Annotated in this window: 33 protein-coding genes; 14 read left to right on the top strand and 19 right to left on the bottom strand. The window is 35.3% G+C overall.

Annotated elements, in window-relative coordinates:
- Positions 1 to 2: 2 nt before the first annotated feature.
- From BN990_RS12505 to BN990_RS12480, 6 genes are all read right to left on the bottom strand, one after another.
- A complete protein-coding gene (locus tag BN990_RS12505; protein WP_038244582.1) occupies positions 3 to 203 on the bottom strand; it encodes a DUF1657 domain-containing protein in 201 nt (66 codons plus the stop codon).
- 11 nt (positions 204 to 214) lie between these two features.
- Positions 215 to 565, bottom strand: a complete 351-nt coding sequence (gene spoVAE / locus BN990_RS12500; protein ID WP_031335622.1) for a stage V sporulation protein AE — start codon at positions 563 to 565, stop codon at positions 215 to 217.
- Positions 565 to 1578, bottom strand: coding sequence for a stage V sporulation protein AD (spoVAD, locus tag BN990_RS12495; protein ID WP_038244578.1), 1014 nt, complete (start codon positions 1576 to 1578; stop codon positions 565 to 567). The genes spoVAE and spoVAD overlap by 1 nt, the downstream gene beginning before the upstream one ends.
- Complete coding sequence (gene spoVAC / locus BN990_RS12490) at positions 1578 to 2057, bottom strand: stage V sporulation protein AC (RefSeq protein ID WP_021291762.1); 480 nt, start codon at positions 2055 to 2057, stop codon at positions 1578 to 1580. Before spoVAC ends, spoVAD begins: the two co-directional genes overlap by 1 nt.
- Positions 2058 to 2076: 19 nt before the next feature.
- Positions 2077 to 2544: a hypothetical protein gene (locus BN990_RS12485; protein ID WP_021291761.1), complete on the bottom strand. Its 468-nt coding sequence runs from the start codon at positions 2542 to 2544 to the stop codon at positions 2077 to 2079.
- A gap of 74 nt (positions 2545 to 2618) precedes the next feature.
- Positions 2619 to 2825, bottom strand: coding sequence for a DUF1657 domain-containing protein (locus BN990_RS12480; RefSeq protein WP_021291760.1), 207 nt, complete (start codon positions 2823 to 2825; stop codon positions 2619 to 2621).
- 172 nt (positions 2826 to 2997) lie between these two features.
- Between BN990_RS12480 and BN990_RS12475 the strand changes: the two genes are divergently transcribed.
- Positions 2998 to 3444 carry a hypothetical protein gene (locus BN990_RS12475; RefSeq protein ID WP_021291759.1) on the top strand — a complete coding sequence of 149 codons (447 nt, stop codon included), beginning with the start codon at positions 2998 to 3000 and terminating at the stop codon, positions 3442 to 3444.
- A 37-nt stretch (positions 3445 to 3481) separates the two neighbouring features.
- On the opposite strand, the gene nfsA is transcribed toward BN990_RS12475, so the two are convergent.
- On the bottom strand, positions 3482 to 4234 hold the full coding sequence (gene nfsA / locus BN990_RS12470) for an oxygen-insensitive NADPH nitroreductase (RefSeq protein ID WP_021291758.1): 753 nt from the start codon (positions 4232 to 4234) through the stop codon (positions 3482 to 3484).
- A gap of 218 nt (positions 4235 to 4452) precedes the next feature.
- Between nfsA and BN990_RS12465 the strand changes: the two genes are divergently transcribed.
- The 3 genes from BN990_RS12465 (at position 4453) to BN990_RS12455 (ending at position 8281) form a co-directional block, all read left to right on the top strand.
- A complete protein-coding gene (locus BN990_RS12465) occupies positions 4453 to 4863 on the top strand; it encodes a YwpF family protein (protein ID WP_021291757.1) in 411 nt (136 codons plus the stop codon).
- Between the two features lie 71 nt (positions 4864 to 4934).
- Entirely contained in the window at positions 4935 to 6299 is a 1365-nt protein-coding gene (locus BN990_RS12460; protein ID WP_021291756.1) for a TrkH family potassium uptake protein, read from the top strand.
- 20 nt (positions 6300 to 6319) lie between these two features.
- Positions 6320 to 8281 carry an EAL domain-containing protein gene (locus BN990_RS12455; protein ID WP_051739102.1) on the top strand — a complete coding sequence of 654 codons (1962 nt, stop codon included), beginning with the start codon at positions 6320 to 6322 and terminating at the stop codon, positions 8279 to 8281.
- A 46-nt stretch (positions 8282 to 8327) separates the two neighbouring features.
- On the opposite strand, the gene BN990_RS21965 is transcribed toward BN990_RS12455, so the two are convergent.
- The 4 genes from BN990_RS21965 to lepB all read right to left on the bottom strand — a co-directional run bounded on the left by BN990_RS21965 (position 8328) and on the right by lepB (position 11753).
- Positions 8328 to 8453 carry a YjcZ family sporulation protein gene (locus tag BN990_RS21965; protein ID WP_021291754.1) on the bottom strand — a complete coding sequence of 42 codons (126 nt, stop codon included), beginning with the start codon at positions 8451 to 8453 and terminating at the stop codon, positions 8328 to 8330.
- Positions 8454 to 8548: 95 nt separating this feature from the next.
- Positions 8549 to 9691, bottom strand: a complete 1143-nt coding sequence (locus BN990_RS12450; protein WP_021291753.1) for a S1C family serine protease — start codon at positions 9689 to 9691, stop codon at positions 8549 to 8551.
- Between the two features lie 25 nt (positions 9692 to 9716).
- Positions 9717 to 10886: a zinc-ribbon domain-containing protein gene (locus BN990_RS12445; RefSeq protein WP_238323678.1), complete on the bottom strand. Its 1170-nt coding sequence runs from the start codon at positions 10884 to 10886 to the stop codon at positions 9717 to 9719.
- Positions 10887 to 11228: 342 nt separating this feature from the next.
- On the bottom strand, positions 11229 to 11753 hold the full coding sequence (lepB, locus tag BN990_RS12440; RefSeq protein ID WP_021291751.1) for a signal peptidase I: 525 nt from the start codon (positions 11751 to 11753) through the stop codon (positions 11229 to 11231).
- Positions 11754 to 11931: 178 nt separating this feature from the next.
- On the opposite strand from lepB, the gene BN990_RS12435 reads away from it, so the two are divergent.
- Positions 11932 to 12111: an aspartyl-phosphate phosphatase Spo0E family protein gene (locus tag BN990_RS12435; RefSeq protein WP_021291750.1), complete on the top strand. Its 180-nt coding sequence runs from the start codon at positions 11932 to 11934 to the stop codon at positions 12109 to 12111.
- A gap of 9 nt (positions 12112 to 12120) precedes the next feature.
- Here the strand turns inward: BN990_RS12435 and BN990_RS12430 are convergent, their stop codons facing one another.
- Entirely contained in the window at positions 12121 to 13284 is a 1164-nt protein-coding gene (locus tag BN990_RS12430; protein WP_038244570.1) for an aminotransferase A, read from the bottom strand.
- A 117-nt stretch (positions 13285 to 13401) separates the two neighbouring features.
- Here BN990_RS12430 and BN990_RS21960 point away from each other — a divergent pair, with 117 nt between their 5' ends.
- Positions 13402 to 13557 (top strand): FbpB family small basic protein, encoded by a 156-nt coding sequence (locus BN990_RS21960; protein ID WP_021291748.1) that lies wholly within the window; start codon positions 13402 to 13404, stop codon positions 13555 to 13557.
- A 44-nt stretch (positions 13558 to 13601) separates the two neighbouring features.
- Here the strand turns inward: BN990_RS21960 and BN990_RS12425 are convergent, their stop codons facing one another.
- Positions 13602 to 14504 (bottom strand): DMT family transporter, encoded by a 903-nt coding sequence (locus BN990_RS12425; RefSeq protein WP_021291747.1) that lies wholly within the window; start codon positions 14502 to 14504, stop codon positions 13602 to 13604.
- A 142-nt stretch (positions 14505 to 14646) separates the two neighbouring features.
- Here BN990_RS12425 and BN990_RS12420 point away from each other — a divergent pair, with 142 nt between their 5' ends.
- Complete coding sequence (locus BN990_RS12420; protein ID WP_021291746.1) at positions 14647 to 14979, top strand: hypothetical protein; 333 nt, start codon at positions 14647 to 14649, stop codon at positions 14977 to 14979.
- 63 nt (positions 14980 to 15042) lie between these two features.
- Here the strand turns inward: BN990_RS12420 and BN990_RS12415 are convergent, their stop codons facing one another.
- The 6 genes from BN990_RS12415 to BN990_RS12390 form a co-directional block, all read right to left on the bottom strand.
- Positions 15043 to 15249 (bottom strand): hypothetical protein, encoded by a 207-nt coding sequence (locus BN990_RS12415; protein ID WP_021291745.1) that lies wholly within the window; start codon positions 15247 to 15249, stop codon positions 15043 to 15045.
- A gap of 73 nt (positions 15250 to 15322) precedes the next feature.
- Positions 15323 to 15787, bottom strand: coding sequence for a YkyB family protein (locus BN990_RS12410; RefSeq protein WP_021291744.1), 465 nt, complete (start codon positions 15785 to 15787; stop codon positions 15323 to 15325).
- A 121-nt stretch (positions 15788 to 15908) separates the two neighbouring features.
- Positions 15909 to 16484, bottom strand: a complete 576-nt coding sequence (locus BN990_RS12405; protein WP_021291743.1) for an SCO family protein — start codon at positions 16482 to 16484, stop codon at positions 15909 to 15911.
- 102 nt (positions 16485 to 16586) lie between these two features.
- Positions 16587 to 17441, bottom strand: coding sequence for a metallophosphoesterase (locus BN990_RS12400; protein WP_031335615.1), 855 nt, complete (start codon positions 17439 to 17441; stop codon positions 16587 to 16589).
- 205 nt (positions 17442 to 17646) lie between these two features.
- Positions 17647 to 18564 (bottom strand): cation diffusion facilitator family transporter, encoded by a 918-nt coding sequence (locus tag BN990_RS12395; RefSeq protein WP_021291741.1) that lies wholly within the window; start codon positions 18562 to 18564, stop codon positions 17647 to 17649.
- A gap of 12 nt (positions 18565 to 18576) precedes the next feature.
- Positions 18577 to 18879: an ArsR/SmtB family transcription factor gene (locus BN990_RS12390; RefSeq protein WP_021291740.1), complete on the bottom strand. Its 303-nt coding sequence runs from the start codon at positions 18877 to 18879 to the stop codon at positions 18577 to 18579.
- A 210-nt stretch (positions 18880 to 19089) separates the two neighbouring features.
- On the opposite strand from BN990_RS12390, the gene cbpB reads away from it, so the two are divergent.
- The 7 genes from cbpB (at position 19090) to BN990_RS12355 (ending at position 26173) form a co-directional block, all read left to right on the top strand.
- Positions 19090 to 19530, top strand: coding sequence for a cyclic-di-AMP-binding protein CbpB (gene cbpB / locus BN990_RS12385; RefSeq protein ID WP_021291739.1), 441 nt, complete (start codon positions 19090 to 19092; stop codon positions 19528 to 19530).
- Between the two features lie 151 nt (positions 19531 to 19681).
- A complete protein-coding gene (dapD, locus tag BN990_RS12380; protein ID WP_021291738.1) occupies positions 19682 to 20401 on the top strand; it encodes a 2,3,4,5-tetrahydropyridine-2,6-dicarboxylate N-acetyltransferase in 720 nt (239 codons plus the stop codon).
- A 16-nt stretch (positions 20402 to 20417) separates the two neighbouring features.
- Positions 20418 to 21530 (top strand): N-acetyldiaminopimelate deacetylase, encoded by a 1113-nt coding sequence (locus BN990_RS12375; RefSeq protein ID WP_021291737.1) that lies wholly within the window; start codon positions 20418 to 20420, stop codon positions 21528 to 21530.
- A 72-nt stretch (positions 21531 to 21602) separates the two neighbouring features.
- The gene (locus BN990_RS12370) at positions 21603 to 21845 is read left to right on the top strand and encodes a YkuS family protein (RefSeq protein ID WP_021291736.1); all 243 of its coding nucleotides are present in this window, start codon (positions 21603 to 21605) and stop codon (positions 21843 to 21845) included.
- A gap of 96 nt (positions 21846 to 21941) precedes the next feature.
- Positions 21942 to 22388 (top strand): TlpA family protein disulfide reductase, encoded by a 447-nt coding sequence (locus tag BN990_RS12365; RefSeq protein ID WP_021291735.1) that lies wholly within the window; start codon positions 21942 to 21944, stop codon positions 22386 to 22388.
- A gap of 179 nt (positions 22389 to 22567) precedes the next feature.
- Positions 22568 to 24319, top strand: coding sequence for an ABC transporter ATP-binding protein (locus BN990_RS12360; protein WP_021291734.1), 1752 nt, complete (start codon positions 22568 to 22570; stop codon positions 24317 to 24319).
- A gap of 15 nt (positions 24320 to 24334) precedes the next feature.
- Positions 24335 to 26173, top strand: coding sequence for an ABC transporter ATP-binding protein (locus BN990_RS12355; RefSeq protein ID WP_021291733.1), 1839 nt, complete (start codon positions 24335 to 24337; stop codon positions 26171 to 26173).
- The last annotated feature ends 85 nt before the right edge of the window (positions 26174 to 26258 follow it).

Below are 26258 nucleotides of genomic sequence, written 5' to 3'. Positions count from 1 at the left end.
GTTTATTTATATTGGGGTTCATCTTTTGTTAATTGTATTACTTGATGCTGTAGATCATTTTTTACTTCAGATATGATTTGCTCGACTTGTTTAAACGCAGTTTGCTGTTCTTGATCGGCAGTTTTTGCAGCTAATGTTTGTAAGGTTGCCTCGATGCTTTTTATCGATGAGAAACATCCTTTAACTTGCGATCCAACGGTCATATTTCATCCTCCTAACCTTTTGGTTTGAATATGAGTGCACCAATAACACCAAAGATAATCGCAGCAGATATACCTGCACTGGTTACTTCAAACATCCCTGTTACAACACCTACTAATCCATGTGTTTCTGCTTCAGCCATTGCACCATGGACCAATGAATTCCCGAAACTTGTTATGGGAACAGTTGCTCCAGCTCCAGCAAAATCAATTAATGGTTCATACAATCCAAAGCCATCCAAGATAGCTCCAGAAACAACTAATATGGTTAGTGTTTGTCCAGGATTTAATTTCAATACATCAAGTAATAGTTGACCAATAACACATATTGCTCCGCCAACTACAAACGCCCAGAAAAATATCATCATACATCACTTCCTGACTCTATTGAAACTGCATGTGCGATACACGGAATGGGATCATTCTGTTGAATACTTAACGGAGAGTGGAGTGCACCTGTTGCTACTACTAATATGCGATGAAGGTCACCTTTCTTCATTCGATTAAGAAAATGTCCATAGGTTACCACTGCTGAACATGCCGGACCGCTTGCTCCGGCCAATACTGGTTGACCTTCCCTATAGATAGTAAGTCCACAGTCAACGTATTGGTTTTCCTGAATGGACAAGCCTCTTTTCTTTAATAAATCCAAGGATATCTCTCTTCCGATGTGGCCCAAGTCTCCTGTTATTATCAAGTCATAATAGGAGGGATCAATATTACGTTCTTTGAAATGTGTTTCAATTGTATGAACAGCTGCAGGAGCCATCGCACCACCCATATTAAAAGGGTCAGTTATCCCCATGTCAATGATTTTACCAATGGTAGCAGATGTAATCTTAGGCCCTTGCCCGTCTTGGGATACTAAAGCACATCCAGCTCCAGTAACGGTCCATTGTGCAGTAGGAGGCTTCTGTCCCCCATATTCAGTAGGATAACGGAACTGTTTTTCAGCTGCTGCATTATGACTAGAAGTACCACTTAAAATATAATTAGCACCTTTAGCATTTATAATCATAGCTGAAAGGGCAAGGCTCTCCATTGAAGTAGCACAAGCATTAAATAAACCAAAATAAGGTATGCCAATTGTTTTTGCTGCAAAACTTGTTGGTGTTATTTGATTAATTAAATCTCCACTAATAAAAAATTGAACTTGTTCCTTCTCAATTGAGCTTTTTTTAACAGCTGTTTGACAAGCCTCTTCCATTAATGTTTGTTGTGCTTTTTCAAAGGAATCCTGTTTTAGCCACATGTCATCGTGTAATAAATCAAAATCATTAGGTATATTGCCGTTCGCTTCAAATGGCCCCCCAACCGTACCTGTAGAGATAATAACTGGCTTATTATTAAAAACCCAAGTTTGATGTCCGGTTAACATTATAATCCACCCCATTGGATGAGGATTGTTTTAATTAGAGCAACGACGAAGGCCGAAAATACACCATAAACGATAACTGGACCAGCTAATTTAAACATATTCGTACCTACACCTAAAATAAATCCTTCTGTTCGATGTTCAATGGCAGCAGAAATAACGGCGTTTCCAAAGCCAGTTACTGGAACCGCAGATCCTGCACCTGCAAACTGTCCGATTCGATCATAAAAACCAAAGCCAGTGAATAACATCGTGATAAATATTAACGTTGCTACTGTTGGATTGCCTACGGTTTGCTCAGTGAAATGAAAGAAATAGATGTAAAAGGTTGAAATGATTTGTCCAATGAAACAAATAAAACCACCTACAAAAAATGCCTTTATACAATTTTTTACAATTGGACGTTGTACCTCTCGTTGTTGTTGAAATGCTTGATACTCTTGGGCATCAGGCGGTGCATTTTTCTTCTTTTTATCTGCCATGAATGCTCCCTCTTTTCATTTAAGTTTGTTCTTTTGAAAATTCAACGAGTTTATTCAGTTTTTTCTGCAAATCTTTTTTAGGATAGACTTGCTTTTTTAAGTTTTTTTCAAGCTTATCCAACTCCATAACAATTTTCTTATCTGTCGATAGCTCAACCTTGAGATTGTCAAATTCCTCTTTCATCTCTTTCGTTAACTGTTCTCTGATTTTTGCAAGTTTAAAGCGCTCCATATGCTTAATCTCGATTGCAATAAGTATTTCTTTATCTGAATTCACTGCTTTTATTGTAGTGATTTGGTCATAATGACTTAATATATCCTTTGCTCGATTAGATGGTTCTTGACTTATGGACTGGTCAGTAGAAATCTCTGATAAATCTATGTCTTCATTTCTTTGTTTGCTCGGTGGATCTAATGCAGAATCAGTTCCACAGCCAATTAGTGTAAAAAGGAATGCACTAATCAATAACCATTTACCTAATTGCATTTTTTCACCTACTTTTGTTTAGTAAAAAGAGAGGCTGGTACCCCAGCCTCAACAACTTGCCTACCTAAAAAATTTTAAAATCCTTTATATTGAGGTTCCTCTTGTTCTAATTGTTGAACGCGTGGCTCGACACTTTGTAAGACAGCCATTGTTTGTTGTGCAGCATTCTCATAAAGCTGCTTTGCCTGTTTGTTTTCTGTTTGGAGCGCAAACTGTTCAAAGCTAGCTTGAGCGCTTTTTAGACCTGCAATGGTTTGTTTTACTTGGCTAGATACAGTCATACAGATCCTCCTTTTTGGTATATCATCATTAATTAGAATGAGGTACAACCAAATGAATTATACGATGGTTATTTTTCCTTTTATAACCAGCAATGAAAAATTTTGAAAAAAGTTGAAACATTCCTAACGTATCTATCGTCTTACATATATAGAGCATATGAGGAGGATAGCAGTGAAAAAGAAATTTATCTTAATAATAATCGTTATCGGTGCTGTATTTATTGCTCTTATTTACGGAGGTTTTGGAAATGCAAATGCAAAGTTGGTGGAAAATAAAACAGTTACAAAGCAGGAGGGAGACTTCATTTTACATATAAGCATTGAAAATGCAGATGCCGGTGTTAAGGTTTATAGTTCCATTCAATATGTTGGAGATAATCCCGTAATAATTGAGCATCGAGCACCCTTGGTATCTATATCCCTGGATCAGCAGCAGCACAAATATACAGGAAGTCCTGTATCGAAGGAACTAAACAAAGGAAATATATACCACCCACCATATAGCAATGAATTTGACATTCAAAATAGACCGTGTGCTTCCTTGTATTTAGAAGCAAGGTTTAAAGTAGATGATGAGGAAATACGAATCCAGCATGTTGAGGAGCTTGAATTTAAATAGCCAGCAACCTTCTACATTAGAAGAATGCTGGCTTATATTACTTCTTATTCATGTTTTTCATTTTTAGGAAAGGTGTTACATCCAAACGAATGGGATTGGAAAACTTACGAGTGATTTGTGCAGTCCACGTATCTACACGTTTATTGCTTGTTCGTTTCGCATAATAAGATTTTAGGTTCTCATCAAATTCTTGAATAAGTGGAAGTTGTTTTTCAAATGGCTGATAGAAATTCTGGTGATAAACAACTTCAAGAGGTAAGCGTGGCTTTTGTTCTGGCTGATGATCAGGGTACCCAACGGCAAGGCCGAATAACGGAATAACTTTATCTGGAAGCTGAAGCAGCTCATTTACTCGATTAATATCATTACGCAAACTACCAAGAAAACAAATACCTAATCCGAGATCTTCAGCTGCAGTAGCAGCATTTTGTGCTGCTAACGCTGCATCTACGGTCGCTACGATAAATTGTTCCGATGTTTCTAGACTTTCTTGCATGGCGTTTTGTTGCTCCGAAGTACCTAATTGTTCTGATCGATGTAGATCACCACAAAAAACAAATAAATGACCGTTATCTTTAACATAGGGCTGCCCAGATACGGCAGCTAATTCTTCTTTCAACTTCTCATCTGTTATACCAATAATTGTATAGGCCATCACATAACTAGATGTCGATGCGTATTGTGCTGCTTCTATAATTGTCTCTACTTGTTCAACCGTTAATTTTTGATTTTTAAACTTTCGAATCGATCGATGGTTTAAGATTGTCTCAATCGCTTTGTAGGTCATCATTCTCCGTCCCCTCTATAGTTATAATATGCATGGTATATTAATGATAAGCTTTTCTATTTTTAAATGTCAATTTACTGAGCTTTTATTATGAGGGATATAAGATGTATCAATTATCCATGATTTTTGATACACTTACGATATAAAAACAGTAAGAACGAATCATATATAATTTCGTACATGTAAGGTACTATTTTTGAAGTGTGAAGGGAGGTTCTGCTGTGAAAACTTTTAAATTAAAAGCTTTGAATGTTATGGAAGAACAAGATGGGGAAATTATACCAAATCGAATTCCACTACTAGATGGGTTGATCATTAATCGAGAAGATGATAAAAATCAATGGACAATTGAAGCTTATATCGATCATTCTTATGCAAGTTATTTTCAAGAGCTTCGTCAACTAAAATCCGAAATTTTAGTACAAGTAAAAATCACAAAAGAAAGTAATGATATTGCAACATTCATCACTTCCATGATAAGTATTAATGATATTGGGTCAAATCTGAATGTTTTGTTTGTTGGAAACATTGTAGATAGACGCAAAGCAAATATTGAATCTATGTTGACGACATTAATTGAAGAAGGTTATCAAGGAAAAGAATTATTAAAGAAATTTAAAGAAATTACATAAAAGAAGTTGTGCTAAATTTAATTTCCGTATATCAAAATTGTAATCATCACAGCTAGCAAGGAGTAATTAATATGCAATACCAAAAGTCTATTATTCGCTGGGCCAATCGGTTATCACCTGTACAAATCTTACTGCTATTTTATTTTTTTGCAGTTCTACTTTCTACCATCATCATGTCGCTCCCTTTTGTTTATCAGGAAGGGGTAGAAATGCCATTTATTGATATTTTATTTACTGCAGTTAGTGCTTTAAGCGTTACAGGTTTAAGTTCTATTTCAATAGCAGATACATTAAGCACAACTGGAATTATTTTACTAGCTGCTATTTTACAACTTGGTGCAGTAGGGGTAATGGCAATTGGTACGTTTATTTGGCTGTTACTAGGTAAAAAAATTGGTCTTAAAGAACGAAGATTAATCATGACTGACCAAAATCAAACCACATTTGAAGGAATGGTACGGCTTATTAAGCAGATCGTTTATGTGTTGCTTACAATCGAATTTTTAGGATTTATGATATTGGGAACTTACTTTTTACAATACTTTGATACAGCGAAAGAAGCTTATCTGCACGGCTTTTTTGGTACGATTAGTGCCGTATCCAATGGTGGTTTTGATATTACTGGCAGCTCATTAATTCCATTCAAGGATGACTATTTTGTGCAATTTATAAATATGCTGCTAATTATTTTTGGAGCAATTGGATTTCCGGTGCTAATCGAAGTGAAAGAGTATATATTTGCTAAATCAGATAATCGTAAACATGTACGATTTAGTCTTTTCACAAAAGTGACGACAAGTACATTTTTATTTTTAATCATCATTGGTGCGCTCTTCATGTATTTATTGGACGTGACCCATTTTTTTGCAGATAAATCTTGGCATGAAGCATTTTTTTATTCCCTATTTCAGTCTGTTACAACGCGTAGCGGGGGATTATCAACCATGGATGTTAGCCAGTTAACAGAAGAGAATCATTTGTTTATGTCATTATTAATGTTTATTGGCGCTTCTCCTAGTAGTGCAGGAGGCGGGATTCGTACGACGACTTTTTTACTGGTTGTTATCTTTATTATTACGTATGCAAGAGGTGGAAAGAGCATTCGGCTGTTTAATCGTGAAGTATATGACGAAGATTTACTAAAGGCTGTAACTGTAACACTGATGGCGTTAATCATGGTGTTTACATCGATCATACTTATTTCGATTGCAGAACCTTTCTCGTTAACTCAGATCTTGTTTGAGGTTACTTCAGCGTTTGGTACAGTAGGGTTATCATTAGGCATTACAAGTGAATTAACAAGTTTTAGTAAAGTTATTTTAATGCTATTAATGTTTATTGGTCGAGTAGGTATAATAACCTTCTTATTTATATTTAAGAATAATAAGAAGAGTGGTAACTACCATTATCCGAAGGAGAAATTAATAATAGGATAGTTAGTTAGGAGAGAATGTTTATGAAGGAGCAAAATCAACTTTTGCCAATTCCTCATCGTATTCTAGAGAATCTAAAAGAACCTATCCTCATAACAGACAAGAGTGGAACATTCATAGCTGGAAATGCTGCTGCTTATTCAACCCTTGAAATTGAATGCGCTGAGCCTGGTAATATTAAGCAATATTTGGCTATTAGTATGCAAGAAATATCAAAAGAGTTTCATCAACTGGTTGAACTACAACGAAATGCGAATACGCTCATTGAAGTGAAAGTAATCGAAGCCAAGTATAATTATTTTTGTTTTTTATTAAATAATTTAACGATAAACGGCGCACTTCAGGAGCTTAAATATTCGTTTAGTAATGGAATTAACCATGACTTAGAAGGAATTATTCTGTATGAAGTGAATAATGGAACAATTATTGACTATGATTCCCCATTTGCCTCCATGTTCCATTATGCACCACAAGAATTATTAGGAATGAATATCCGATCTATCTTTCATAAAGATAGCGTTCATCTACTGTATGACCACGTGCATAAACATCCTGAGAAACCTTTTCTATTAACCGGATTAAAGAAGGGAGGGGCTCCTTTTTATGTGGAAGCATACGGACATCCTTGCGAATATCAAGGAAGAATTATTCGGATATGTTTAATTAAAGATATAACAAATCAAGAATTAAATAAAAAACGAGTAGAGTACTTATCCTATTTTGATGCACAGACAGACTTACCAAATCGGAATTATTTATTCCAGGTTTTAAAACATACGATTGCGCATGCAAAAGAGCAAGAAAAAGGAATAGCCATTCTTTCGATCAATATGAACTATGATAAAGAGCGGTATCATACATTAGGCTACGCTTTTGATCAGAAATTTACCAGAACTTGTGCAGATCGATTAACAGCATACGTACAGGAGCATACATTTATAGCGTACATCAATGAAAAAGATTTCGTTCTTCTTCATTCCGGATTGAACAATAGACGAGAGATGGAGGTTTATGTAGAAAAATTAATAAATCATTTGAAGACGCCCGCTTATATAGATAATCAAGAAGTAAATGTAAACGTTCATATTGGTATTAGCGTTTTTCCTGAACATGGGGAGCAGGAAAATGACCTACTCAAACATGCTGATTCTGCAATGTATATAAGTAGAAGCACTTATTTTTCAGAATATACGTTTTTTCAACCTGCATTCCATCTTCACTTTAAATCAATCCTTACATTGGAGCATCAATTAAAGAGAGCAATGCAAACAAATCAGTTACAACTATATTATCAGCCACAAACAGCATTTATGAACAATCAAGTCATTGGGATGGAGGCATTGCTTCGCTGGAAACATCCAAAAAGAGGTATGATCTTACCATTAGAGTTTATAGCAATTGCAGAAAGAAGCGGACTTATCATTGATATTGGAGATTGGGTAATCTATGAGGCTTGTCGACAAAATAAGCATTGGCAAGATAAGGGATTTAATCCTATCGTTATGAGCGTTAATCTGTCTCCAATTCAATTTTATCAACGTAATTTCGTAACGAAGGTGAGACGTATTTTAACGGAAACCAATTTAAATCCATGCTACTTAGAACTGGAAATAACAGAAACAATGGCTATGCAAATTGAGGAAGTTAGCTTACAAATTATCGAGGAGTTAAGAAACTTAGGGGTTTCAATCTCAATTGATGATTTTGGTACAGGCTATTCGTCTTTAAAATCATTATGTTTATACCCGATCACTAAACTTAAAATTGATAAAATGTTTATGAGGAATGAATATAAAGGGAATCAGATGATCGTTCGTTCGATCATAAAGCTGTCGCATTCTTTAGATATGAAGGTAATTGCTGAGGGAGTGGAGACGAAAGAGCAGTTTACGTTTTTACAAAAAGAAGAATGTGATGCATTTCAAGGTTTTTATATCAGTGCACCATTACCCCCGGAAGAACTGACAGGGTATTTTATAAAGTAAACAACAGCTTGTGCCGACAAGATGGCACAAGCTGTTATTGTTTTTATTAGCAATAAAATGCAGCACCTACAATGATCAATAAAATAAAAAGCACTACGATTAATGCAAAGTTACTACCATATCCGCCGCCGTTGCTAGGATATCCGCAGCCTCCGCCGTATCCGTATCCCATTATTTCACCTCCTGATCTTACAGTTATACTATATGCAGACGCGGAGAAATGGTTTGGACGTTTTGCCTAATTTTTTTCTGTTGATTATTTATATTTCATTCACTCAATTCTTCCGTCGATATATTAGAGATCTTTAATTGGTCATTTTCATATTTCGTAGTAAATATGAATTTTTGCTGTGATTCGGTGAATTCCTCTTCACTTTTTGACCTTGTTTCAATGGTTACTGGGACTTGAATTTTTATAATACCATCATCAGATATGGAGCTCTCTAGCTTATCAAAACTTAAATTAATCACATCAATATACCCATCTCTGAAATCTTGATATGAAGTTTTGGATTGCATGTCACTATCTAATAAAGTGTAAGCATTAATATAATCTCTAATTTCAATACTTTCTAGAAAGTAATTAATAAGGTATTCGGCATCTTCTTTTAACTGTTCCGGTTCTTTTGTGTTTATAATATCGGATGTACTAGCAAAATCTAATTTATCCGTTTGTGCCTCATTAGACCATTTTTCAATTTGATCAATTACCTCTGTAATAGGGATACTAAATCCAATAGTTCCATCTTTTGTTCCAACAGAATTTATCCCGACTACGTGACCTGTTTCTCGATCAATTAGTGGGCCTCCGCTATTACCATGTGAAATTTGAGCGGAGATTTGATATACATTCGAATAATTAAAACCATCTACATTAAAGTTTCGTTCCGAACCAGAGATAATTCCTAATGTCACTGTATTTTGAAAGCCGTGTGGGCTGCCTAATGCGATGACTTCATCTCCAATCTCTGAAGTTACCTCTTTTTCTATTTCCATAGATTGTCCGGCCAGTTGTGGAACACGAATCACAGCTATATCCGTTTCTTCTCCAATACCGACAACCGCAGCGGGATATATTTGTGCATCGGCAGTTCGGACATAAAGAATGTCAGCATCTTTAATTACATGGGCATTGGTAATAATATCTCCTTTGGAATTGTATAAAAAACCAGAACCCGTAACAGTACTTTCACTATTTTGCCCTTCGATTTGTATCACGTTCTTTTCAGCTTCGTGTATGATCGATTTTAAATCAAGCTCTTCACTACTCGATGTTACTTTGTTAATAAGAGGGTTGCTAATGGACATATCTTCAGCATCCCATTGTTGATAAATATATATGAGTACAGCTATTCCAATGATTAAAAGTAGTGAAGAAAGTATTAAAACTGGTGATTTTCTTATACGCATGTGCTCACCCCATTCATGTCTGCGATTAGTCGGTATACCAGGTTATTTTCTTAACTTTAGGTTGAACATTTTTTCCTTTGTGCTCAATATCGAAATGGGTAAATTCAAATTTTCCTTTTTCCTCTGGGTATAATTCATCTGGATAAACATACACTTCATTCGTTGTTAATTCATTTCCATTTTCGGTTAAAAGTGCATACTCAATCATAATGGAATTGATGGGAATAGTTGCTACACTTTGAACTTCACCTTTTACTACAAGGTTTCCTTGTTCATCGTCCGTAATATCAATAGATAACATCTCTATGGCATCTGTTTCATTCACTTGTTTTTCCTTTGTGGCTGAAGTCATCGCTTGTTCAATCCTCTTCTGTTGGGCAGTTTCGAAGGCTACTTTTTCTTTATCGATTGTAGTCTGTAAGCTGAGCAATTTCTCCGAATCGGGTGCGTATTTTAACCCATCTTCAACAATTAACTGCGCATCCGTAAATTGTTTATTATTCAACTGTTCATTCGCTTTTGTGGATGTATAGTCAATAATTTGATTACGAATATTTTTTGTAATAGGTTCAGCTTTCTCTGAATCAATGGAAGCAACATCCCATAATAGAACTTTTAATTTATCGATGTTAGGGTTTTTGGCTAATGACTGTTGGACCTGTTGTAATTTGATTGCGTTACGTTGTTGTGTAATTGTTTCGATCAGGTTGTTTACAGCGCTACCGTTAAAATCATTAAGCTTGCTTTCCGATTGATTAATAACCGATAGAGCTTCTTGGTAGTTTCCTTCTTCACTTAGTTTGGTTGCTTGTTCTAATGATGACCGAATTTCAATGGCAATATCCATGAACTCTAAAGAGAAGTGTGCCTGTTGAAAATTCGCTTTGTGGTTTATGGCTTGTTGGAACAACTCTTTTGCTTCTTTGTATTCTTGATCTAGAACCTTTTCTTCTCCTTCATTGTATAGTTCTTTTGCTTTGGCAGAATTTATTTCTAATGTTACGTATAATATAATAGAAGAAAGTATGATACCGGCAGTAATAAAAAGCGGAAACTTCCAATTTCTATTTATCCATTTTTTATTTGTTATTCGATTATATCTGTCTTCTGGCAGAAGCTTTCCGCATTTTATACAGTAATTTTCATCCTCTTTTATCGATGTACCACAATATGGACAATGAAGCATAATAATCACCTGCAATCAAATATGTAATATCCATCAATCATTTTATCATAATTTGTCTTTTATTAGGGTAAGGAAATTGGTATGATATACTGGAAGTAAACTTATAATAAGCAGAGTTTTGAAGTACATATATCTTTCGTTGGGGAGGTGCTCGTATGGAAATGGCTTTAGGTATTGTTTGTTTAGGAATTTTAGTACTAAATATTGGATACTGTATTTACGATGGTGAAAAATAAAACTTCCTATACGGCAAAAAGGGACTAGAGTGATTACAACACCAAAAGTAGATGAAAATACCTTTTGAGTAGTTGGAAACATCCAGTCCCTTTTGTTATTTTCGTTGTTTTTCCATTATCTTGTTAACGACCATTGATCAAATGGAAATATGATAAATTCAGAACGTCCGATAATATCATTTTCATCGATCAAGCCGAGCCCGTTTCTGCTATCTTTACTAATTGCTCGATTATCACCCATTACAAAATAACTGTCTTCTGGTATTTTGGTAGGACCATAATTACCTGTTTGACGCTGGGCGTCCTCATCTAGAAATGTTTGTTCATATTTATTACCATTAATATACAAACTGCTCCCATTAATTTCAATTGTCTCTCCAGGCAGCCCGATAATACGTTTAACGTAATTTTTTGATGGTCTTTCAATAATAACAATGTCTCCACGTTCTGGTTCATCGAGGATGTAAATAATTTTATTAAATATCACTCTTTCTCCATTTTGAAGGGTAGGATCCATGCTTTCACCTTCAACAATCGAAGTTGCAAATATAAACGTTCTTAGAAAGAATGCAATTAAAATTGCAATAATGATTGCTTTTACCCATTCCAACCATTCACTTTTCTTTTTTGATTCTGTCACAGAAGACATCCTTTCCTAAAAAACATCTAATATAATAGTAGCATAGTAACGGGAAGGAATCGAGTTAAAAACCACCTCTATCATAGAGAGGTGTTATATATCAAGAAAAACTTGTCATATTCTGTAATACTATGCTACAGTATAATAAATTAAAGGAGGAGGTATCACTACAATCATAATGAATAAAACAGACCATCTTCTTAAACGCATTGAATTTTTACGTAATAAAATGACAGAGGTTGCATTGGAAAAAGGATTTACTAATTTTGAGTCCGTAGCAATTAGTCAAGAATTGGACAGGCTATTAAATCTTTATGAAAGTATAAAACATTTGGAAAAGCACGAAAAGATCGAATAACCAGTAGTATTATCTTAGATCATTCTTCTTTAAGAATTCTTCTAGTCGGTCAAGGCCACACGCAAGCATGCTATGTTCATATGCGTAGGATAAACGCATGTAACCTTCTCCTAAATGAGAAAAACTCTCTCCTGGTACCAACGCAATTTTCCCTTTTTTAACTAATTCAAGTCCAAGTTCAAAAGAACTTATTTTCTTTATCGGAAACTTAGGAAAGAAATAAAACGCTCCCTCTGGTTTCGTTACTTCTAATCCCATATTCAATAACCGATTATATACATAGTCTCGTCGTTCTTCATAGGATACGCTCATTTTTTTGGTATCTAATAAACCATTAGTCAAGGCTTCTAATGCAGCATATTGGCTTATAGATGAAGCACAGGAGACATTGTATTGATGTACCTTTAACATATGTTGGCTGATCCATTTAGGCGCAAGTACATAACCAATACGAAAACCTGTCATTGAATGTGATTTTGAAACACCGTTAATAACAATTGTCTTATCTTTTACCTCTGAAAAACGAGCAATTGATATGTGTTGATGGTCATAAACAAGTTCACTATAAATCTCATCTGCCAAGATAAATATCTGTTTATCCTTTAAAACAGATACCAAATCTTGTAATTCTTTTTTGGTAAAAGATGCCCCTGTAGGATTGGAAGGATAAGGTAGTACGACACACTTGGTGTTTTCATTGATATGTCGTTCTAATGTTTCCTTTGTTAATTTCAGTTGTGTTTTTGTAGTATCCATATATATTGGATGGGCACCTGCTAAGCGAATTAAGGGTTCATATCCTGGATAAATAGGACCAGGAAGTAATACTTCGTCACCAGGGCTTAAAATCGTACGGAATGCTATATCTATGGCTTGGGATGCACCTGTAGTAACGATGACTTCAGATTCTGGATGGTAAGCAATACCATAGTTTTGTTCATTAAATTTAGAAATAGCGTTACGTAATTCTATTATTCCGGCATTGTGAGTGTAAGTAGTCTTATTATCCATTAATGCTTTTGAGGCTGCTTGTTTTACATGTTCAGGTGTATGAAAATCTGGCTGCCCAATTGTTAATGAAATAACATCTTGTTCGTCAGAGACCATATTAAAAAATCGGCGAATTCCGGATATTTGTATTTCTTGTACATTTTTATTCAATAAGTGATGCATTTCATAACCTCCAGGGATAAATTAATTAAATTGTTAAAAAATATTTAAAAATTTGTGATCTCGTATACATAAAAAATGGGTATACTAGGAATGTAAGTTATAAAAGGAGTGTATCATATGCGGCCAAAAACGTTAAACTTTGAACAATTAGTTGCTCGTAATAAGCGAGAATTACTCGAAGATGAAATTAAAATTTCACAAATAGAGAAGCGTTTAGAAAATAAACAAGCTGAGATTGTTAATAAGAAAAGAAACAAAAAGATAAACATGTAGACGAAAACGAGAGGAAGATAAATACTTTCTCTCGTTTTATTATTTTAACTAATTTGACGGGAAGATGTGTAAGGTTTTTCGGCAATTACTTGAATAAATAAAACTGCTCCGATAATACAGATCATTCCAAGCATTTGAAGTAGCGTAAATACCTCTTGAAAAAGAAAGATACCGATTAAAGTAGCTACGACTGGTTCAACGGTTGATAATATGGATGCTTTCGAAGCCTCTGTTCTATTCAGTCCGTAGGTATAAATGATATATGCAAAAGCAGTAGGGAGGAATCCCAATCCAAATGCATAGAAAAGAACGGCTGGGTTACTGAGTAATTCCCCTTTTTGAACAAAAGGAAAGAAAGGGGAAAGTGTAACTGCTGCAGTAATAAATGTAAATGTCGTAATACTTAAGCTGGAATATTTTTTTAGTGCAAACTTACTAAAAATACTATATAAAGAATAACCAAGCCCAGAGCCGAGTCCAAACAGAATGGCATTGTAGGAAACAGCCGTCAAATTCAACGGAATAACACCGACTACAAGACAAGTCCCGATTAATGTAAGTACTAATGCTATCATTTTTCCTTTTGTTAAAGATTCCCCAAAAAAGATAGCAGAGAAGATAGTAACAAAAGCTGGAGCAGTATAGAGTAAAGCTGTTGCTACAGGAATAGTGCTTAACTCCATAGCTGTAAATAAACAAAAATTAAAAAAAGCAATACTAAAAATCCCTGTACCTATGAAATAACGAATATCTTTTAAAGATGCGAGCTTTAACTTATTGCGAGCAAAACAGAGTAGAAAGATAACTAATAGTATTGCCGTCGTCCAAACACGTAATATGACAACTTCCATGGGAGTGAAACCGTACGTATACAAGTTTTTTACATACCAGCTAATGGTTCCCCATAATCCTGCGCCGAGAATGATGTAGAAGTAGGCAGGTTTCAATTAATAACCACCTTTCTATTTATATGTTTAGGCTATTATATCAAATCAAATTTGGTAAAGGGACAACTATTCTTCTGAAGTATAAAAAAATATAACATCGACTAAACTGCTACCAAAGATACATGAAAGAGGTGAATGCAATATGATGCTTACTGGTCTACAGATGGATGGACTTGTACAAGCAGGTGCAGAGAAATATTGGTATATTTTGTTTTTAGTAATTGGTACTTGGATTGTTTATCGTTTCATTCGATCTTATATTCGTTGGTCTATACGCAGACGGTCTATGACGTTGTTATCCTATATTGTGATTTGCTTGTTACTATTTAGCATCTATTTTGGAATCAGTCTCCTAAATGGCGGTTTAAATGATTCCTTTTATTATTCATTTCCATTATTTTTACAAAGCTTAGCTATATTTGGAGTTATCCTAATTTGTATTTCTGGAATTAAACGGTGGTTGCTTAATAGGTGAAATATAATTAAAAAAGAGCCTCTTCAACTATTGATCGAAGTCAATAATTGAAGAGGCTCTTCTTTATGAATTGTCGATTTGATTTTGTAAGTTTTCAAGCCATGAAAAAACTGGATGATGTTGTTGATTAGGAGTTTCGATATCTTCAGGTGCAGTAGACATGACAAACTCTTTTTCGTCATCTGTTAACTTTTCATATTTATCTTTTAATGTATGGGTCTGATCTGCATAACGATGCAATTCATAAACAAAATCTTTTAATTCAGTCATTCCCAATCCTCCTTTTACATACATATAGCCTTATTGGAAATAGGTTAAACATGTAAAGAGGATGATTTTTTAATTAGCTTCGATGTGATTTTGACGGAGGCCATTCCATCTTTCCTAGAGATGAGGGAGTGAAATAGGTAGAAGCGTAATTTTTTTTAATGGTATTTATATTTTTCTTTGGTTTCCAGTCAATATACCTGTAAATGACTTTCTTGGCTTGGGATAATGACATTTTTGCTTGTGGGTTTCGATAGTTTTCATCTAATGATCCTAGGTGCTCCAATTCTTTAAAGTCGTGTTTGGTTGGAGGGACGTGAAAGTAATAATTAGCAACTTTAACTAAAAGCGTAGAGTGCTGATTACTGTATTTTGGATGCTTAGAAAAATGAAGTCCAACTTTAATAGCTTTCTTTTCGGACAGTAGTCGATGAATTGCTTCTTTCTTAATAAAGTAGAGGTGTTTTGGTTCGGGAGCTGTTTTAGCGTGACGATTAATCGTATAAAGTGCCTTCGCAATGTCTTCTAATTTATCACTCATGTATTCTCCTCCTTTTCATCCTATTATAATAGCTTGTCTTTATCCTATCGCAAAGGCTCTAGTGTTGCAAGAGCCATTCTATAAAAGTGAAAAAGGAGGAAAAGGAACGAACCTTTTGCTCCTACTTAAAGCCTTTAATGGTTTCTACAATTTTTTCCACTTCTGCTGGTTGAATACCAGAGTATTTGTAAATGAAATTGCCTTCTGGTGAAACAAGAAAAAACTGATTACTATGCATTACTTGATCAGAATCTGGGCTATTCTCTAATGGTGCTTTAAAGGATTTGATCGAGAACGCTTTAATTTTGTCAAAATCATAACCAGTCAGGAAGTCCCAATTGTCAAAAGTAGCACCTCTTGATTTTCCAAATTCTTTTAATTTCTGAGGCGTATCATTTTCTGGATCTACACTAAACGATACAAGCCGTACATCATCTAAGCCTTCTTCTTTAAGCTGTGCTTGAAGTTTCGCCATATTTGAAGTCATTGGAGGACAGACTGTTTCACAATTGGTAAAAACAAAATCAGCTACCCAAAACTCTCCATCTAAATCACTTTTCGAGATAGTCTTCCCATCTTGATTTGTAAAAGAAAAATCGTTCACTTCTTCAGAATAATCTCCCTCATATTCGTTTCCGCAGGCAACAAGAAATAATAATACTGTTAATGGTAATAGCAGTTTACAAGAAACTTTCATATGTAAAAACCCCTCCATATGGATGAAATCCCATTTAGTTTAGCATGGGGGAAAAGAAAATACCATGTATAATTTGTTAACGTTTCCCCCTATGCTGCCATTTTAACGCTGCCCCTCAAGTGTATACAAGTGAATTTCTGGTTTACACAAAAATCGGTATGGGAGGCGTGTTGTACCAATACCACTGTTTACATATAAAAGTAATTTGTCTTGACCAATCCAGTATTTTCCTTGAACATACTTTTCTGCATAGGATGGGGTATAAAGATGTCCGATAAATGGGAATCGAACTTGCCCTCCATGGCTATGCCCCGATAATTGCACATCAACAGGATAATGAACGACTGTATCTGCATAGTCTGGTTCATGAGCTAACAAAATGGTGAATAAATCTGGATTCGCCTGATGCAGTGTAGTATCCATGTTTGGTTTTCCAAGCATTACATCATCTATACCTGCAAGAACCATTTTGTTCCCCTTAACGTCGATCGTTGTATGGCTATTTTGCAATAACGTAAAACCAGCGTTTTCCATTACTTCTAACACTACTTCGGTTCCATAGCCGCCATGATCATGGTTTCCATATATCCAGTATTTGCCATGTGGTGCATGTAGTTTTGCTAATGTTTGGATAATTGTTTCATTCCAATGATAGGTATGGGGCTTATCAACTAAGTCACCAGTAAAAACCAGGAGATCGGGATTTAGCCCATTGATTTTTGAGACTAATTCATTTAGTTGTTCCAGTGTATAGTGAAAACCGATATGTGTATCAGAAAACTGCACGATCTTAAAATTGGTAAATGCTTGAGATAACTTATCGGAAACAATTTTATTCTTATTTATATGAAGAAGCACTGGTTCGATTTCCTTAGCGTAGTAATAAGTTCCACCACTTAACCCTAGTAAAGCTAGTAAGCTGCCAAGTGCTTTTTTTAAAAACGATCTTCTATTCATCATAGTCATACCTTTCGGACTTCAATTAAATCTATAAATAAGTTTATCATAACTTGCTGCAAATAAATGTTTTATCTGCAAAAGTAACAGCTACTAGCTTAGGATATCTAGTAGAAAATAGCAATACATATTTTTATAGATATGACAAAGAAAAGGACAAAAAAACATGCTGCACAAAGCAGCATGTTTTTTATAGAAATTTGTTTTATGGACAAGAATTACAATCTTTCTGAATAGTAGTATGGATTCCTTCCATTTGCAGTGTAGAGTGAGATATATTGAATTGTTTTTTTAAGAGTTGATTTGCATTATTTAATAACTCGTCTCGATTAACCGATTCATCCACGACTAAATGACAGCTTAAAGCTGGGAATTCAGAAGTAATTGACCAAACATGTAGATCGTGCACATCTTTTATTCCTGTTAAGCTCTTTAGGTTACGTTTAATTTCTTTAATATCAACATGACTTGGCTTGCCCTCCATTAATATATGAATCGATTCGCGTGTTACTCGATAACCGGAAACCAATATCAATATAGCTACAATTACACTTGCAATTGGATCTGCAATATTCCAGTCAAAAAGCAAGATAAGAATTCCGGCAATAATAGCACCAACAGAACCTAAGAGATCACCAAGGACATGCAATAATGCACTTTTAATATTCAGGTTTTCTTCTGAATCTCCTCGCATCAGCATCCAAGCAACGATGACATTAACAATTAAGCCTACAATTGCGATAATCATCATATTTGCACTTACATTCGGTGGTTCAATAAAACGATGAAATGCTTCATAAAAGATGTATATGGAAATTACAATTAACGTTATGCCATTAATGAATGCTGCAATTATTTCAAACCTTCGGTAACCATATGTTTTAGAAGATGTAGCTTGACGTTCACCGATTTTAAAAGCTAATAAGCTTAGACCGAGAGCAGCTGCATCACTAAGCATATGCCCAGCATCAGATAATAAGGCAAGGCTATTTGTTACATACCCCCCAATTGCTTCAATAACCATGAAAGCTGTAATGAGGATAAAGCTCCAAAAAAGCACTTTCTTATTACTAGTATGGTGATGATGACCATGTGAATGATCGTGGTGATGCTCGTGTCCCATAAAAAAAACCTCCTAACTAGTATGCTTACTATGTTCAATCGATTGTTCTAATAAATTCATCACATGATAATCATCTGGTGAATAATAGTACATCGTTTTTTCGCGCCGATTTTTCACTAATCGTAACTGTTTTAGATATTTTAATTGATGAGAGATGGTTGATTGATTCATATTCAGATGCCCTGCAATTTCACTGACAGAACATTCTTTATGAAATAGCAAATGCAGTATTTTAATTCGTGTAGGATCTGACAATGCCTTAAATGTCTGGGATATGTGATCAATTAACTTTTCATCAATTGGGTGGTAATCCATATTATCCTCTCCAGTACTATATGATCATATGCTCATATTATAACTAAAAGCTTTGGTTTTTTCAATTCTTTTGTAAACATTTCATCTTTTGTGAGTGAATATGGTAAAATATAGATTGACGTTTGTTCCATCTTACTATTTACCAATAGGAGATAAACAATTCAATTGACGATTAACCTTTTAGAAAGAAAGTGATTAAGGGGTGATGTGATGAGTATGTTGCAAGAAAAACAACTGACGGATCTAACTGTGGGTGATGTGATGATTTCTTCAGAGAAAGTAGCTCATGTACAAGTGAATAATCCATTAGAACATGCTTTACTTGTGTTAGTAAAGTCTGGTTACTCAGCGATTCCTGTTCTTGATTCTTCTTATAAATTATTAGGGACAATAGCAAAAACAAATATCTTAAATCAAATACTTGGACTTGAACGGTTCGAATTCGAAAGGCTATCGGATATAATTGTAGAAGAAGTATTGAATGAAGATATTCCATGCTTAACAAAGAGCGATAGTTTATTAAAGGGATTGCATTCCGTGATTAACCATCCATTTGTTTGTGTAGCCGATGAAGAAGGTTATTTTGATGGGATACTAACAAGAAGAGCTATTTTAAAGCAAGTTAAAAAAGATATATATTCAAAAAAGTAATTGTACCATCCCTGTCCAATGCAGGGGTGTTTTTTAATGGTCATTTTTTGTTTCTCTTTTAATGAATCAAGAAAGGAAATAGATATTAATTGTAAGTATAAAAACGATCTGCTAAATTAAGAGTTAGTACATATATAGGAGGAATACAAACATGAATATGATGGATGCAAATGAAATTATAAATTTTATCTCTAATAGTGAGAAACAGACCCCTGTAAAGGTATATGTGAAAGGTGCAGATTTAAATCAACTGCAACTTGATGAATCTGTGCAATCATTTATTGAATCAAAAAGTGGAGTTATCTTTGGTGAATGGGACAAAGTAAAAGAAGTTCTAAACAATAATCAACAGGTTATTACAGATTATGTAATCGAAAACGATCGCCGTAATTCTGCGATTCCATTATTAGACCTAAAGGGAGTTAATGCGCGAATTGAACCAGGAGCAATTATTCGTGATCAAGTAGAAATAGGCGATGGCTGCGTCATTATGATGGGAGCTATGATCAATATAGGCTCTGTTGTTGGTGAGGGGACAATGATCGATATGAATGCTGTTTTAGGTGGACGAGCAACTGTTGGTAAAAATTGTCATATTGGTGCTGGAACGGTTCTTGCGGGTGTTATTGAACCACCATCTGCCAAACCTGTCGTCGTTGAAGATGATGTAGTGATTGGTGCTAATGTAGTTGTGCTGGAAGGAGTTACGATTGGTAAGGGGTCAATTGTTGCTGCGGGTGCAGTTGTAACAAAAGATGTTGCCCCTAACACACTAGTTGCTGGTACTCCTGCAAAAGTATTAAAAGAAATTGACGATAGTACAAAATCAAAAACGGAGATTAAGCAAGAGCTTCGCAAATTGAATGATTAAATAGGGGACTATTAAAATGTTGAACTTGCAACAAATCAGAAGAGACTTGCATCGAATACCAGAACTTGGTTTTCAAGAAATAAAGACACAACAATACTTGTTAAGCACAATTGACCAGATAAAGACGGACCGTGTTTCTGTTCAACTGTGGAAAACAGGAATTTTAGTGTTTGTTGCTGGTAGAGAGCCTGAAAAAACGATTGGTTTTCGCGCGGATATTGATGGATTACCTATAACCGAAAATACGAATTTGCCATTTTCCTCTGAACATTCTGGAAGAATGCATGCTTGTGGACATGATTTTCATATGACTATTGCGCTTGGTACACTTGAGCAAGTAATTGAACAACCTATAAATGATAATTGCTTATTTGTATTTCAACCTGCAGAAGAGGGACCGGGAGGAGCGCTTCCACTCTTACAATCTAGTGAATTTAACAAATGGCGGCCTGATCTGATATTTGCTTTGCATGTTGCTCCAGAACTTCCGGTTGGAACGGTATCCAGTAAACCTGGATTACTCTTCGCTAATACTAGCGAATTGTTTTTAGACTTTATTGGCAAGGGGGGGCATGCCGCCTACCCGCATCTAACGAAAGACATGACCGTAGCTGCGAGTAGTTTTGTCGTGCAAATGCAGCAGATCGTTTCAAGAAACATAAATCCATTAGAAAGTGCAGTCGTAACCATCGGCAAAATGGAAAGTGGTTTTGTCCAGAATGCGATTTCTGAACATGCACGATTAGAAGGAACCATCCGCACACAACATCCACAGGCGATTCAAACGGTAAAATCACAAATAGAGAAAATCGTACATGGGTTTGAAATAGCTTATGATTGTTCGATTCAAGTGGACTATGGGGCTAATTACTACCAGGTCTATAACGAAACAGCATTCGTGAACCAATTTAAAGATATGATCAAATCTTCAAAGATTACTTACAAGGATGCTGCTGCAGCAATGACAGGGGAAGACTTTGGTTATATGTTAAAAGACATTCCTGGTTTTATGTTTTGGTTAGGTGTAAACGCCTCTTTTGGTTTGCACCATGCCCAGTTAAATCCTGATGAAGCTGCATTAGATGTCGGTGTGGAAGCAGTTATCCGTACAATTCAGTGTTTTTCTTGAAAACATGGTATATCTTTATTTCTACTGTACAACCTAAATGTGTAACTAGTATACATTTAGGAGGCAATAAAGATGGCAAGAATCGGTGTTGAAGAAACCTTAACTGATGTGAAACAAGCATTAACCGAAATGGGACATGAAGTAGTAGATTTGAGGAATGAAGATGACGCTGCTTATTGCGACTGTTGTATTATCTCAGGTCAAGATAAGAATGTTTTAGGTATGACAGAAACCCAGATATCTGGTGCGGTTATTAACGCTAATGGTTTTAACGCAGAAGATGTATGTAATATGGTAAACGACAAATTAGTTTAACCACCTCTACATATCCTGTTCAACGTTCAACGGGAACCATTTCTATAAATAAACATATATAGATATGGAGTTGAATGTCAGGATGGAGGTAGTAATATGCGTTTACGTGATGAGATGCCAGAATTACATGGTGGGACGGATTGGTTGAATAGCAAACCCATTACTAAGAAGGACCTGCTTAATTCGGACCCCACTTTTATACATTTTTGGTCAATCAGTTGTGACTTGTGCAAAAAAGCAATGCCTAATCTGAATCGGATACGGGATACTTATTCAGATCAAATAAAAGTTATTTCCATTCATCACCCACGATCAGAAATGGATAAAGATCGAAGGGAGATTCGACGAACGGCTAGTGACCATGGATTGACGGAACCGATTATTATCGATAATCAGGAACGTCTATCAAAGGCTTTTCGACTTCATTATGTTCCATCTTATTTTTTATTTGATCATTCAGGTATCCTACGATTTGTTCAGAGAGGGAACAGCAATACCAGCTTGCTTGAAAAACGTATCAAACGTATAATAACAAATCCATAAATAAGGTCAATCCTCTTACAACCTCGTTGTAAGAGGATTTTTTGTATAAAAACGTTAGTAAATAAATTAAAATTACCAACTTAAAAAAATTTTAAAAAATTGAGTAAAAACAGTAGAAATTTATTTCGTAACCCGTTATATTAGTTATTACGGAATTCAACTAAAGGGAGGGAAAGCACATGGATACGTTTAAAAAACTAAAACAATTTTTTTGGCCTTACAAAAAATATTTTCTTTTATCGATCTTCTTTTTATTCTTTGTCACCGTTATCACCGTTGTCTACCCAATTATTTTACAGCAGACCATCGATATCGTTGTCTTAGCAGACCGTTACGAGTTAATTCCCTATATTTCAGCTGTCTTTTTACTACTGATGATTATTAAAGGGGTGGCAACATTTTATCATCAGTATTTAGGAGATTTATTTGGTATAACGGCTGTATATAAATTAAGAGATGAATTGTATAATAAGCTTCAAAAGTTATCATTTAAGTATTATGATAATGCAAAAACAGGGGATATCATGTCAAGATTAACAGCTGATGTGGAAGGCTTTCGATTTTTTCTGTCATTTGGATTTTCAGAATTAATACGTATTGTACTCCTGATTGTCGTTAGTCTTAGTGTTATGTTTTATTTTTCTACACCGCTTGCATTGGTAACGATGGCCGCCATGCCATTTTTAGGTGTTGTTGTTTATCAGTTTGACAAACGTGTTCACCCTGCGTTTAGAAAAATCCGCAAATCTTTCGGGAGGTTAAATACCAGAGTACAAGAGAATATAAGTGGAATGAATACAGTTAAATCCTTGTCTAGAGAGGATTTTGAAATTGGGCGATTTTCCAATAGTAATGATAACTACCGACAAAACTACTTAAAAACGTCGTATATCTGGTCTAAATATTTTCCTTTAATGGAGTTTATCGGCAATTTTTGTGCAATAGCATTACTGGCATACGGTGGATACCTAGTTGTTGATGGTCAATTATCAATTGGTGCTTTAGTAGCCTTCTTTAGTTTAGTTTGGTATATTATGGGGCCATTGATGAACTTAGGGTTTGTAGTAAACCAATTTTCACAAGCAAAAGCTTCAGCAGAGAGGCTTTTAGAGATTTTGGAAGCAAAAGAAGATATTACAGAAGAAAATACCGCAATTAATCAAAGAATAGAAGGCAGTGTGACATTTGACCATGTTACGTTAACATATTCAAAGGATGATGATTCTGCGCTTAAAGATATTAGCTTTGACGCGCCTTCAGGAAAAGTAATTGGATTGATAGGTTCTACTGGTTCTGGAAAAACGAGTATCACACAACTAATTACCAGATTTTATGAGCCAGAAAAAGGAGAAGTTCGTATTGATGGTAGGCCGGTATCAGATTACCAACTAAAGACGTTACGAAAAGCAATTGGCTTCGTACTACAGGAACCTTTTTTGTTTTCAACCTCGATAAAGGCTAATATAGCTTACGGTGCTCCGGATGTATCTGAAGAACAGATAATTGATGCAGCAAAACGAGCGCAAGCTCATGACTTTATTATGAAAATGCCGAATGGCTATGAAACAATGCTAGGTGAGAGAGGGATGGGATTATCAGGTGGTCAGAAGCAGCGAATTGCTATCGCAAGAGCAATCTGTATAAATCCAAGCATTTTAGTTTTAGACGATGCAACCTCTGCTGTGGATATGGAGACGGAATTCAAAATTCAACAAGCATTAAAAGAAGTAATGAAGGGGAGAACTTCTTTTATCATTGCACATCGTATTTCTTCTTTAAAACATGCAGATGAAATTCTAGTGTTGGAAGACGGCGAAGTAATTGAACGAGGGACACATGATTTTCTCGTGGAAAATCAAGGAACATATCAGCGAATATATAATATCCAATATCGGGATCGGGAAGAAATTATGAAGCGACAACGTGCTTAAAAAGGGGGGATTGTTATGGCTAAAGGATCCAATGAAGTAGAAAGTAAGCATTTGCAGCGCTTTCATTATACGTTAGATCAAGCGATTGAGAAGCCATTTAATTGGAAACAGATGTGGCGATTATTAGTTTATTTAAAGCCTTATTCCAAAAATTATTTACCTGCTGCAGTAATAGCTATGCTTATATCGACTGCGGTGAGACTAATTGTTCCAATCTTAATTGGTAAGGTAGCAATTGATGTGGCAATTGCTGATAAGGATATAACCATGTTAACCTACCTAGTTATTGGTATCGGGGTATTGTATTTATTAAGTTATGTAGGAAATGTATATCGAATCAAGTGGGTAAATATTTTAGGACAAAACGTGATTTATGATATAAGGCAGCATCTATTTTCTCATATTCAACGATTGTCTCATCGCTTTTTTGATTCAAGATCAGCTGGATCGATCTTGGTCAGGATTATGAATGATATTAATTCTCTTCAAGAGTTATTTACAAACGGTATTATAAACTTACTTATGGATGTGGTCACACTTGTTGGGATTATTGTAATTCTATTTGTATTGAGCCCTAAACTAGCATTAGCCATTATGGTAATCTTACCGTTGATGTTTTATCTAACTACAAAATTGAGACGAATGATTCGACGGTCATGGCAATCGGTGCGCATCCAACAATCTCGTATGAACTCTCATTTAAATGAAGGATTACAGGGGATGCGTATCACGCAATCATTTTCTCAGGAAGCAGAGAATGGTGAATATTTTCATGGGGTAAATACCGATAATTTCAATAGTTGGAAAGATGCTACTAAAAAAAGCGCTATGTTTCGCCCTTTTGTAGAAATGAGTAATGCGATTGGCACAATTATTTTAATAGCTTATGGATCTTATTTAATTTTAGTAGGAGTTGAAAACGGAGGAATTGAAATCGGTGATTTTGTCACTTTCGCCTTTTTTATTGGAATGTTTTGGGACCCTATTTCTAGATTAGGTCAGATGTATAATCAAATGTTAATGGCAATGGCAGCATCTGAACGGATTTTTGAATTTCTCGATGAACGTCCGAATGTGAAAGAGCAAGAGGGGGCTCATGAGTTTATAGATATGATTGGGGATATCGAATTCGATAAAGTCGAATTCTCTTATGACCAAGAACGCATCGCATTACATGAAATTTCGATTCATATTCAAGCTGGTCAAACTATTGCATTAGTTGGACATACGGGAAGTGGGAAGTCTACCATTGCTAACTTAATAAGCCGGTTTTATGATCCTACAAAAGGAACGGTAAAAATAGATGGCTATGATTTAAAACAAGTAACGCTAGCGAGTTTACGTAGCAAAATAAGTGTTGTACTGCAAGACACATTTATATTTTCAGGTACGATTATGGAAAATATTCGTTTTGGAAACCCCAATGCTACGAATGAAGAAGTCATTCAGGCAGCAAAGGTAGTAGGAGCAGATGAGTTTATACAGCGATTGGCAAACGGGTATGAAACAGAAGTAGAAGAAAGAGGGAATATATTATCGGCAGGAGAGAGGCAACTCTTATCATTTGCTAGAGCATTGTTAGCAAATCCGAGCATTCTAATATTAGATGAAGCAACGGCAAGTATTGATACAGAAACAGAAGTGAAAATTCAGGAAGCATTGGGACGGTTACTGAAGGGGAGGACTGCAATTATCATTGCACATCGTCTATCTACTATACGTGAAGCAGACACAATATTTGTTTTAGAGCAGGGGCGTGTTTTAGAAAGTGGAAGTCATGAAGAATTAATGGATAAACGTGAAGAGTATTTCAGTCTTGTGAAGTCACAATTTCAAATGTTGGATGCGATGTAGTAAATAGAAAGGGAGCTTGTAAAGTAAAGCTCCCTTTCTTGCTTTTAACTTTCGTTAAAACTATGGTAAGCTATGGATATAGCTA

The sequence above is a fragment of the Virgibacillus salexigens genome (genome assembly GCF_000723585.1).
In the GTDB taxonomy this organism is placed as follows: domain Bacteria; phylum Bacillota; class Bacilli; order Bacillales; family Amphibacillaceae; genus Virgibacillus; species Virgibacillus salexigens.
This window is presented reverse-complemented; position numbering and strand designations above follow the sequence as displayed.